General features: G+C 41.7%; 8 protein-coding genes. 6 read left to right on the top strand and 2 right to left on the bottom strand.

Annotated elements, in window-relative coordinates:
* Positions 1-710 precede the first annotated feature (710 nt).
* From rsgA to VB118_11125, 5 genes are all read left to right on the top strand, one after another.
* Positions 711-1,784, top strand: coding sequence for a ribosome small subunit-dependent GTPase A (rsgA, locus tag VB118_11145; protein ID MEA4833155.1), 1,074 nt, complete (start codon positions 711-713; stop codon positions 1,782-1,784).
* Positions 1,781-2,911, top strand: coding sequence for a GNAT family N-acetyltransferase (locus tag VB118_11140; GenBank protein ID MEA4833154.1), 1,131 nt, complete (start codon positions 1,781-1,783; stop codon positions 2,909-2,911). Before rsgA ends, VB118_11140 begins: the two co-directional genes overlap by 4 nt.
* Before the next feature lie 253 nt (positions 2,912-3,164).
* On the top strand, positions 3,165-3,980 hold the full coding sequence (locus tag VB118_11135; GenBank protein MEA4833153.1) for a methyltransferase domain-containing protein: 816 nt from the start codon (positions 3,165-3,167) through the stop codon (positions 3,978-3,980).
* Positions 3,981-4,029: 49 nt separating this feature from the next.
* Positions 4,030-5,145: an aminoglycoside phosphotransferase family protein gene (locus VB118_11130; GenBank protein ID MEA4833152.1), complete on the top strand. Its 1,116-nt coding sequence runs from the start codon at positions 4,030-4,032 to the stop codon at positions 5,143-5,145.
* Entirely contained in the window at positions 5,132-6,076 is a 945-nt protein-coding gene (locus tag VB118_11125) for a GNAT family N-acetyltransferase (protein ID MEA4833151.1), read from the top strand. Before VB118_11130 ends, VB118_11125 begins: the two co-directional genes overlap by 14 nt.
* A 72-nt stretch (positions 6,077-6,148) precedes the next feature.
* On the opposite strand, the gene VB118_11120 is transcribed toward VB118_11125, so the two are convergent.
* Together VB118_11120 and VB118_11115 are read right to left on the bottom strand one after the other, a co-directional pair.
* Positions 6,149-7,768 carry a SulP family inorganic anion transporter gene (locus VB118_11120; GenBank protein MEA4833150.1) on the bottom strand — a complete coding sequence of 540 codons (1,620 nt, stop codon included), beginning with the start codon at positions 7,766-7,768 and terminating at the stop codon, positions 6,149-6,151.
* A gap of 350 nt (positions 7,769-8,118) precedes the next feature.
* The gene (locus VB118_11115; protein MEA4833149.1) at positions 8,119-8,748 is read right to left on the bottom strand and encodes a hypothetical protein; all 630 of its coding nucleotides are present in this window, start codon (positions 8,746-8,748) and stop codon (positions 8,119-8,121) included.
* Between the two features lie 330 nt (positions 8,749-9,078).
* On the opposite strand from VB118_11115, the gene VB118_11110 reads away from it, so the two are divergent.
* Positions 9,079-10,929, top strand: a complete 1,851-nt coding sequence (locus VB118_11110; protein MEA4833148.1) for a helix-turn-helix transcriptional regulator — start codon at positions 9,079-9,081, stop codon at positions 10,927-10,929.
* Positions 10,930-11,562 lie beyond the last annotated feature (633 nt).

The following is an 11,562-nucleotide window of genomic DNA, read 5'->3' as shown; positions in this document are numbered from 1 at the left end:
TTTTTGTAAGAATATTTCACTACCCGTTGACGAAAGTGTGCTTCTGATGTTATACTGTTCATAGAAAAACGTCCTCTTCTTGTATGTGTTTTTGTTGTTATTAACATCATACTATATTTGAGTTCGTTTTTCTACTTCTTTTTCACATATCTTGTCACCTATCTATTGTATCATAACAAATCGCATTTAAAAAATTAAAATAGCCCATTGACATTTCTCTATTTTATGGATATAATGTAAATGATAACTCCGCATTAATGCGGAAGCGAAAGGAGTTTTTTAGATGACTGTAGTTTTTGAGGCGGTAAAAGCTTAAAAACTGAATACCGGCAGAGACGAATAGAATGAATACTTCGGGGCGCGTCGCGCTCTTATTCGGTCGATGCCATTAAGTAACCTTTCGTGAATACTGCTTTTTCGCAGAGACACGTTCGGCGTGTCTTTTTTCATGCATTTTTGTGTGTGAAAAACGCCGACCAAGCCGCAGAAAACAGCCGAATGGCTGCTTTCCGCGGCATTTTTGCGCCTAAATTTAATTGAAAGGAGCATGTTTTAAATGATTGAACTATCAATAAATGGATTATTAACTCGGCATTTAAAAAATTACCGCTCAAAGAGAGAAGAGACTCTTATATATGGGTTTATCTCTCTTATTAGACAAGATTTATTAAATGCCGTTTTAATAATAGACAGAAATATGGAGGAAACAAATGATAAATTTAATGGATTACGGATATATCCCATCCATGCTTACGGAAAATAATTCAACTGCTGTTCTCGCTCGTGTCACCGCGGTTCATAAAGACCGTTATGAGCTTATATTTGAACAGGGCGGGATTTACGGATGTTTAAAAAACGCCGAATACAGAGGTGAAAAAGCAGCTATGGGCGTGGGCGAAGTATTCCCGACTGTGGGCGACTTCGTTTTGATCGATAACTACGAAAATAGTGAATGCAGGATAATAAAAACACTTGAACGCAAGTCTTATTTTTCCCGTCTCGATCCGTCGTCAGCGGGTCATGCCGAACAGGCGGTGGCGGCGAATTTTGATTATGTGTTCATAATGCAGTCGCTGAATTATGATTTTAACCTGAGACGGCTCGAACGTTATCTCACGCTCGCATGGCAGTCCGGAGCTGTGCCGGTAGTTATACTGACGAAGGCTGACTTATCCGATGATTACGGGGATATGATACGAGCGGCTGAAAAAACGGCCGTTGGCGCCGGAGTGTTTGCGGTCAGCGCAAAGACCGGGTACGGACTACACGAGTTGTCCGAGTATTTAAAGCCGCGCAGGACGATTGTCTTTCTCGGCTCGTCCGGTGTTGGAAAATCAAGCCTTGTGAATGCCTTAGCGGGCGAGGAAATCATGGCGGTTAACGAAATCCGTGAAGATGACAGCAGAGGAAGACACACCACAACTCACCGTCAGCTGATAATGCTGAATTCGGGAGTTATGATAATAGACACACCCGGTATGCGTGAATTGGGAATGTGGGATGTATCGTCCGGGCTCGGTGAAGCATTTAACGATGTGGAGCAGTATTTCGGACGCTGTAAATTTTCAGACTGCAAGCATCAAAGCGAACCGGGCTGTGCGGTGAAGGCCGCCATTGAAAGCGGAGAGCTTTCGCGGGAAAGATGGGAGAGCTATCTTAATCTGAAACGTGAAGCCAAGTTTACGGATGATAAAGCATCATATCTGCGACAGAAGCAGGAATGGCATAAATCGATTGCAAAACAGAATAAAAATATGCAGAAAAGAGGTGAAATGAAGAAATGAACGACAAAGATTGTCATGAGGTTATACTTCCGAACGGGATGCAAATAACCCTTCGCAGGGAAGAAGAAAAGGATTGGCGGGAGGTCGAAATCCTCACGCGGCGAGCTTTTTGGCAGATATGGCCCGATCGCATCGAAAAGCTCAGAGGCATAGGCGCGGACGAGCATTATCTCGCGTATACGCTGCGCACTGCGTCGGAATTTATTCCTGAGCTTGACATAGTCGCGGTTTACGATGAAAAAATCATAGGGAACGTGATGTATACAACAGCATATATAGAAAAGCCGGACGGCGAAAAGATAATGGTTATCAATTTCGGGCCTCTTTCAGTATTGCCTGAATACCGTAAAACAGGCGTTGGTACCGCGATAATGGTATATACAATAGAAAAAGCAAAGCAGCTTGGCTTCGGCGCGATATTTTTCTTCGGGCATCCGGAATATTATCCTCGCTTCGGGTTTTCCAATGCGGAAAAATTCGGAATAACAACATCGTGGGGCGTAAATTTTCCCGCATTTATGGGAATGGAGCTGATACCGGGCTATCTATACGGCGTGACGGGAAAATTTCACGAAGCGCCATTATTAAGCTCGGTTGACGCCGTGAAAGCGAGAGAATACGACAGGACGTTTGAGACGATCCCGACAGAACCGGTTATGCGCATGTTTGGACATGATCATATTCCGTTTTTGCACAGAATAATGAATTTACCGGACATCGTAAAGTCGCTTCATACAGTTAAAACATCGCTTAACGAATGGGAAAACACATATTCCATGTGGCTTTCCGACAAGTACGAAAAGAATTTTATCATATATTCATATGAAAAGCCTGTCGGATGGATGAAGCTCAACGGGTTTGATGGTGATGCCGTGTGGATTTCGATGCTTGTGATCCTTCCCGAATATCAACGCAAAGGCTTTGGCTGCTTTGCAATCAATTGCGCGGAAAAATTTGCGGCGGACTGCGGATTTGAAAAAACATGTATACATACGCAATCGGACAATATCAAGGCGCAGGGCTGTTATGTAAAATGCGGCTATAAAGCCATAGAAGAATACGAGTGCACCTGCGGTGACGGAGAGAAACTAATCGGATACACATTTGAAAAGAAGCTCGAAAATTAAATTAGCTGATGCAAATAAAATAGACGATCTGTGAATCTTCAATGCGGATGAAAACGACTCCTGGTCTTTATGTAGAGGTTTTGGAGAAAGATGAAAGGGATAAGTATTGATATCATAATCGGTTATACTGCTCCGGCGATATAATAAATTTAAACAAAAGGGATGATTTCTTATGAAAAATTCAACATTAGCATCCAATAACAAATACAGGAGGGTGACTATATTTTAGCCCTCCTGTGACATGGAGGATTATATGCCATTAGGTTGGATTAACCCTAATAATTATTCATTCAACAGCTTTCTGCTTTTGGAGCGTTTTCAGATTCTGATAATGCTGGATAGCGCTGGCTGGTACGTAGACAGCGAAAAATGGAAAAAAAGTATGGGCATTGCACTCTCCGCAAATCCTGCGGTCAGGTGGTATCTTGAACAGCGTTGTCCGGAGTGCTCTTCGCTGATATCGGGGCTTATAGCATGCGTGCCTGCTGTTGCCGATACGGAGCAAATTCGTGCCGCAGAGGTTTACGCAATGGCGGGTGTGGAGGACTTCGTTGTTTACACCACGCCGCAGGTTATGGCGGAAAAGTGCGACTTCATACGCGGATGGAGCAAAGAACGTCTGTTTGCGCTTGCTAATTTGACAGGTAAAACCGTACTTGATGTAGGCGCAGGCTCCGGCCGGCTTACCTTTGCCGCGGCTGAGAAAGCGGCCTGGGTCTACGCGAGCGAGCCCGTCGGGACACTGCGTGAGTTTATGCGTGACAAGGTTAAGCGCGAGGGTATCACGAATATCCGCGTGCTTGACGGTCTTGTCACAGAGCTTCCGTTTCCCGATAATACATTTGATATTGTGATGTCTGGTCACGTTATCGGCGATGATTGGGATGCGGAGCTTGCGGAAATTACCCGTGTCTGCAAACCAGGAGGCTGGTTGCTTGACTGTCCCGGTGACTCTGAACGGAATATGTCGCCAAGTGAAGAACTGACATCCCGCGGCTGGGAAGAAATCCATTATGTCGGCAGCTTCGGAAAAGACGTTTACATTCACCGCAAGCAGGTAACAAAATAAAAGTATCGTTTAATAATGATGTTTATGATTGAAGGGTGGGATAAAATTTATGAATGATATACTTTCGCCGGAAATTTTAACGCAGATATTATCAAAAAAGCTTGGTAAAAGAATACTTTCTTGCAGCTTCCAAACAACACAACTGAACGGAGGCACGCTGGGAGATGTAAAACTCATTACAGGCAAAGCCATATCCGCAGATGGGAATGAGGAATCGTTTTCAATTGTTTGGAAGAAACAGAAGAAATGGGAACGCCCCGGCGATCCTCAATCCTGGCGGAGAGAATACGATCTTTATGCTTCCAATTTCGGGAAAGCATTTTCAGAAAGCTTTCGAATGCCCGAATGCTACCGCGCGGAAATAAACGATGATGAAATGCAGCTTTTTATGGAGTATATCGAAGGCGAGTCGGGCACAAGTCTTACAATCGAAATGCTTGAACAAGCCGCACGGGAGCTTGGGCGTTTTCAAGGCAGAATATCAAAGCTTCGCGATGATTTCAAGGATATCTTATGTTTGGGTAATGAAGGCTTTTTAGAAAGAGAATTTAACCAGTGGCATACTCAGACCTTCACATATGATTTCCTGACATCTGAGTTATGCCGAATGCCGGTATTTATAAAGCAAATGCTTAAAGACGGCGACATTCGCTTGACAGAGGGCAAATCCTTTGAATATAGCTTTCTGCGATCAAAAGGCTGCGATATACCTTCTCATTTAAAGAAAATGCTTATGGATATTGATGATAACAGAGATATGTTGTTCGACGAGTTAAAGACATTACCGATTGTATTGTGCCATCGGGATTTCTGGAATGAAAACATATTTTTCACGAATGGTAAAATAAGGGTTATCGATTGGGACACTGCCGGCTGGGGTTTTCTCGGAGAAGACATAGCGAGTGTAATTGTGGATGGTATGGATGTTGAACGCTTTGAAGAAAACTTTCACAGGCTTGTTCCGGCTTATTTGAGAGGTATTTCGGAGCATATGGATATACCGCCCTTTGATGAAAAGCGTATTCTGACAATCATACTTATAAAATTCGGATACCGTATGCTTCAGGAATATATGTTTTCGGAAAATCATGAAGAAAAGTGCTGGGGCTTGAATGCGCTTCAAAAAATTTACGAAATGAGGAATTACCAAAATGAATATAGTTGATTTTACATACTCCCATATACCAGAAGCCGCCTCGTTAGCTCATGCAAATTACGATGAAGAACGAAATTCTGTTCCGGCTCTACCTCCGGTTACCAAAATACCGGACTTAACACCGTATGCGGAAAACGGCCTTGGCGTAGCTGCGTTTGAAGGTAACCGGATGCTTGGATTTTTGTGCTGTGTTTCTCCATTCAAAAACGCTTTCGGCTCCACTGAAGCGGTAGGAGTTTTTTCGCCTATGGGAGCAAATGGTGCAATCAGGGTAAATCGCTCGGAAATTTATGCACGTATGTATCAGGCGGCGGGGAAAAAATGGGCGAATGCGGGTGTTTCGAGTCATGCTGTATGCCTATACGCCCACGATAGAGAAACGCAGGAGCAATTCTTTCGTTATGGTTTCGGTATGAGATGTGTTGATACTATACGAGAAATGAATGATATTACCGCGCCGTCGTGTGCAGGCTATAGCTTTTCTGAGCTAACACACGATGAGTTTCCGCAAATTCTGCCGCTTGAGCATATGCTTGATGCTCATATGGCAGCAAGCCCTACGTTTATGCTCCGTCCATCGGAAACTCCGGATTCTTTCATGAAACAGGCAGAGTATTTTCACTCTGCATATTTCGTCGCCAAAAATAACGACCGGATCGTCGCATATATAAGAGCGGAGCTTGACGGGGAAACTTTTATATGTGATACGCCCGGGTATATACATGTGAAAGGGGCATATTGCTTACAGGAACATAGGGGAAAAGGTTTAAATCAAAAGCTTCTGAGTTTATTGATACAAAAATTTAAAACAAGCTATACACGTCTCGGCGTTGACTATGAGAGTATCAATCCGACGGCATACGGTTTTTGGAGAAAATATTTTACCGCGTATACACACAGTGTTGTCCGCAGAATAGACGAAAACGTATTAAATTCCTGATATTAGAAAAACATAGCGGATCTGAAAAGAGCCGCTATGTCGGTTTACGAAAATAAATTCAATTTTAATCTTTTACGCTTCGGCATATTCGGTGAAAGCTTTATCTGTATTTGAATAACAACAATCGCGGGGTATATCATTGCTTACGTCGACGCGCTCGATCATTTGCTTAACGCTGTTCTGTAAACCGCAGAATATTATTTTTTTACCGGCTTTGCTGTAGTCGGAGATAATATCAATAATACCCAGCGCTCCGTTCATATCGACGCCGGATACTCCGCGCATCGACACTATCAATGTGTTTTTCACATCAAGAGAAGAAAGCTTTTTCTTTAATTTTTCTATATTGGCAAAGAAGATTATGCCGGTTACATAAACAAGCGTGATACCGTCATTATCCGGCTTTTTTTCGGCAGTATTTGCGCGTTTTGCTTCGGAAAGGCTTATATTTATCGTTATCGCGTTTATCACGAAAATGATCATAGCCAGCAATACACCGATGATTATCGCTATTGTCAGGTCAAAAATAACGGTGCAGGCCATCGTGACGAGGAATTGAGCCGCTGCGGATTTGAATTTGTTTCTGAATATATATTTAATTGAATGCCACTCGTTCATGCGCCATGCGGTTACGATCAACACTCCGGCAAGCGCGGAAAGAGGCAGCTTCGACATGATATCACTGAGCAAAAACATCGAAAGAAGCAGGCCGACTGCGTGAAATATACCGGTAAGACGCGTTTGGCAGCCGGATTTTATCGCGACGCTGGTGCGTGCTATTGCCGCAGTCGCGGGAACTCCGCCGAAAAAGGGAATTATAATATTGCCGATCCCCTGTGCGATCAGCTCCTGATCCGCGTCAAAGCTTTCGTTTTTCATACGGGATGCGCTTGCTCCGCACAGCAGGCTTTCTATCATTCCCAGCGCGGCTATTGTAATCGCCGGTGAAATCATCTGCGGAATTGCCTTTAAATCAATTGCCGCTATATCAAGCCTTATCGGAGGTAGAAATGTTTTCGGAATAGCACCGACTGTCGCTACATCAAAGCCGAGTATATTAGATGCCAAAGCCGCAATAATGATACCTATAAAAGAAGAAGGGATTTTTGTATTCCATTTTTTCGGCCATAAAACCATAACTGCAATAACGATAAGACCGGTTATGACAGCCTGCGCATTTGGAGAAAAACCAATGGAGCCGTAAGACGTGAGCTTTTCAATTACTGTATCACCTCTTGATACGGTTCCGAAAAAATTATCTATCTGACCAAGCGCGATAATTATTGCTATGCCGGAGGTAAAACCAGTGACCACAGGGGAGGGAATTATGTTCACGATTTTTCCGAGCTTACATATTCCTGCGATAAGGAGTATGATTCCGGCAATCATACTGACAATAAATACGCCCTGAAGCTTATATTTCGATACTATTGTTATAAGTACGGCGGTCATTGCGCCTGTGGGACCGCTTATTTGAAATGACGCGCCTGAAAAAGCGCTTATAATGAAGCCCGCAATTATTGCGGTTATGAGTCCTGCCGCGGCATCTGCGCCCGAGCTTACGCCGAACGCAAGAGCAAGAGGCAATGCAACCGCCGCGACTGTAATGCCCGACATCACATCTTTGCCGAATTTTCCGGCATTGTAGTTTTCAAATTCTGTTTTTAGTCTGTGGATATAATTTTTGATCATACTTTTTCGCTGATGTTCAGCGAGCCGCCTTTTCATAAAGTGTCTTACACATTATAAACACTTTTATACGATAATCAAGTGGTTTTTGAAAAAACTGCTTTTTGCATAAATATTCAGATAAAAGAGATTGATTTTATATGCAAATATTAGGTGTAAAATCGTTCTAATAGAGAATTGAATCTGTAATTTATGCTTTGATGTTTATTAAAGCGTAAGAAAAATCCTACACCGCAAACATAAAAAGCTAATGGAAAAAGATAAAACAAAAAACAGCAGAGTGTATTTGCAAAAGAATACACTCTGCTGACATATTTGCTGTTATTATCAAAATTTGATTGCCTTGCGTCCGGTTAATTTTTTATTGTTATTGCTGTTGCTTTTGTGTGCGTTATTATATATTCGAGAACAAAATTAAAATCTTCTTTTACGACATAGATCTGGTTTTTACAAAAAGGCGAGTTAAGCTTTATTATGCCCTGTCTTTTATACACCTGAATAGTTTTGATGGATTTAAAATCCGAATATATTGACTGCTTTGTACCCGCCAGAATTCCTGCTCCTGTTATGCCTGGGGCTTTCTTTGCTATGCCGGTAATGGCGGTTATTGCCGCGAGCGCCTGCGCTTTTTTAAATTGCTGCGGAGCTTGAGTATGACGTATACCTTTTTCGTTCATTTCAAACATTACGCAGTATTTGCCGCCTATAAAAAGCACATAAATATAATAACAGACAGTTGTAAAAACAAGAAAACCCGGAATAAAAATGATAAAAAATCTGAACTGCGATAAAAAGCCATCCGGCCAGAACCCGAAATCACCGGATGAAATAAGAACGATGAATAACCATATGCCGGACAAGATCAGACCGATTATTTTCCATAACATAAACAATATTATGGGAGTTTTATATAAGTTCAAATCATAAACCCAGCGATATTTTCCGTCATCACCGAGGATTATACTAATTAATGGCTTATCCATGACGATACAATTTCATTTCACTTCACTTCACTTCATTTCACTCGGCGCCGGATAATATACTACACCGGGTATTATGACCTTTCATGTTGATATGCGTTATTCCTCGGATTGCTAAAGAAAAACCATGGCGGGATATTTGTTGCCAGCTTTTATTCTATTATATCAGAAATCATACGTTCATTCCATGCATGGCACAATTATGGCAATGCCAAAATGCTGTCATGAAGATTGATTATTATAATAATTTCTGATATACTGTTATTAAAATGGCATTTATATAAGCTTTGTTGTATATAAAAGAAAAGCCCAATAAAAAGGATGGTGAGAAAAGTGTTTTCAGAAAAAATTAATATACTCATAACCAGACTTTTGGCTACCAATGCCGATATAGCCAAATATGCGGGATTCAGTGCGTCAAATATCAGCCGTTTTCGAACCGGAGCAAGAATACCGAAGCCCGGAAGCACCCCGGTTCGTAAGTTCATTGAAGGTGTATATACATATGCGGATAACAGGAATGCGTTGCCGTTATTATGCTCGGTTTTTGGAGAAAACCCTTTGGAAAGCTCCCAGCAAATAAAAACAGCACTGTACGATTGGCTTTTTTCAGACTGCATATGCTCAAAAACAACAGAGAAGGAAAAAGTGGTATTATTCCGTCCTGCTCCGTTCCGTTTTTTCGGTGACAAACTCAACGCCGTTATGAATATGCTCGGGCTGTCCAATATCCGTTTGAGCAGAGCGGTTAATATTGATCCGTCACATATCAGCCGCTTTCGAAACGGCGTCAGAACTCCAAAATCCAATATGCGGCTTATTAATTTTATCTGCGATTATCTGCTGGAAAGAATAAAAGAACAGCATGAAATAAACGGTTTGGCTAAGCTGATGAATGTTTCACCGTCGTTGCTTGAAGATGACGACTATCGTATGATAGCCTTTCGCGAATGGTTGTGCGACTTTGGAAAGAGCGGTGACGAATCCGCCGTTGACAGGCTTCTTGAAAGCATTGATTCTTTTACGCCTGATATAAAAATTCCGCTTCCTGACTTTGACGCTGTGGCATCTCGTGAAATATTAAATGACAGTCGCGTTTTTTATTCAGGGATAGCCGGACTTCGCTTTGCGATTATTCGCTTTTTAGGCAGCATAGTCAAAATGGGCGCAAGAGAACTGTGGTTATATTCTGATCAAAATATTAAATGGATGACCGGCGACAGCGGTTTTCGGTTAAAATGGTTTACGCTTATGAGCGAATGCGTTCGTCGTGGGATAAAAATCAAAATTATACATAATATTGACCGAGATATTGCTGAAATGATATCGGCAATCGAAAGCTGGATGCCGTTATATATGTCGGGTATTATTGAGCCATATGTATGCAAGCGAAGCGCTGACGGACGTTTTTCACACACGATTTTTCTTTGCCCGGATATGGCGTGCATTGAGGCATGTCATGTAAAAGGTTTTGAAGGAAACGGATTATATAATTATTATACCGACCATTCTCATCTGGAGCTTTTGAAAAAAGAATACTTGGGATTGCTTGCGATGTGTGAGCCTTTGATAAAAATATATACGGAAAACGATTGGAGTAATTTTTTACTTGGGTCGAATGATCTTTCCCCGAATGGCGGAGTCACATCGCTTTTAAATTCACTTTCAATAGGTTCAATGCCGGAATCTCTGCTTCTTTCTATGTTAAAACGCGTAAAGCTTGGTGAAAACGAAACAAATCAAATCATGTCATTTTGGAATTACAGAAAAAAATTTTACGACGATGCTTTATTAAACGGATATATATATGAATTCATTCCAACTGCCAGTGATGAGCAGTTGCTTTCAGAAAATGCTCCTTTGAATCTCGGAAGTATAATGGTAGGTCTGGAGATATACTATACCGCGGAGGAATATGCACAGCATATAAAAAATATTATTACTTTGCTCGACGAGCATACAAATTACCGTTTTTACCTTCTTCCCGAAATGCCGTTTTCCAATATGCAAATTATTATTAACAACGGATATGTAATTGTTATGAAATCAAATACACCGCGCTTTGCTTTCACATTCACACACCCGTTGATGATTGGCGCTTTCAATGAATATATGAACCGTCTCAAGGAACAGTATAAGCAGGACAGAAATTCGATCAAGCAAAAGCTGGCAAGATATCTATAAACAAATGACCGTATTGTTGCTTTTGCCTATCGCGCACACACTCCTTCAAGGCTTTATTCCTGGGTTGAACAGCAGAGAAAAGTATTCTATACACCGTATCTGCATCGACAGCATATAATGTTGATAAGGTATATAACATATAGATTACATATCCTTATGGAAGGAGGGATCTTATGTGTTGTTTACCATGCCGTCGCTGTTGCTCATGCTGCGGATGTCGCAGCCGAAGCTGCAGATTCTGCGGCCGCTGCTATAGCTGCTGCAGCTGTTATTATTACGGAAGCTGCTGCAGATAAATAATGTATATAAGACGTAAATATAGCGCGGCTATGTATTAATGTGAGAGAAAAGCTCATATACCAGAGCTTTTTATAGTAAGAAATAATGGAATAGCAGCGGTAAAAAAGCAGCAGCCTGTTTTGGCTGCTGTTTTCTATGCGGGTATTTATATTAATATTAATTCGCGTTCCGTTCCTGCGGCTTTTGCAAAAGATTAATTAATGCCCGCTGAACAAAAGAAAATATACAGCAAGGCAAGACAAATCGCAAGAATTATGGTATAATAAGTGCAAGGAAAATGGCCGAAACATGTTAAAAAGCTTGCACTTGGGGGCGACGAGATGTATAAATACA

This window comes from Oscillospiraceae bacterium, assembly GCA_034925865.1.
Taxonomy (GTDB): domain Bacteria; phylum Bacillota; class Clostridia; order Oscillospirales; family SIG627; genus SIG704.
The sequence above is the reverse complement of the archived record's forward strand: the minus strand, read 5'-3'. Positions and strand labels throughout refer to the sequence as shown.

What these genes read in the sequence shown, in the direction of transcription:
- VB118_11125 (MEA4833151.1), top strand. Translation starts at nt 5,132, where the DNA reads ATGAATATAGTTGATTTTACATACTCCCATATACCAGAAGCCGCCTCG.
- VB118_11115 (MEA4833149.1), bottom strand. Translation starts at nt 8,748, where the DNA reads ATGGATAAGCCATTAATTAGTATAATCCTCGGTGATGACGGAAAATAT.
- VB118_11120 (MEA4833150.1), bottom strand. Translation starts at nt 7,768, where the DNA reads ATGATCAAAAATTATATCCACAGACTAAAAACAGAATTTGAAAACTAC.
- VB118_11135 (MEA4833153.1), top strand. Translation starts at nt 3,165, where the DNA reads ATGCCATTAGGTTGGATTAACCCTAATAATTATTCATTCAACAGCTTT.
- VB118_11130 (MEA4833152.1), top strand. Translation starts at nt 4,030, where the DNA reads ATGAATGATATACTTTCGCCGGAAATTTTAACGCAGATATTATCAAAA.
- rsgA (MEA4833155.1), top strand. Translation starts at nt 711, where the DNA reads ATGATAAATTTAATGGATTACGGATATATCCCATCCATGCTTACGGAA.
- VB118_11140 (MEA4833154.1), top strand. Translation starts at nt 1,781, where the DNA reads ATGAACGACAAAGATTGTCATGAGGTTATACTTCCGAACGGGATGCAA.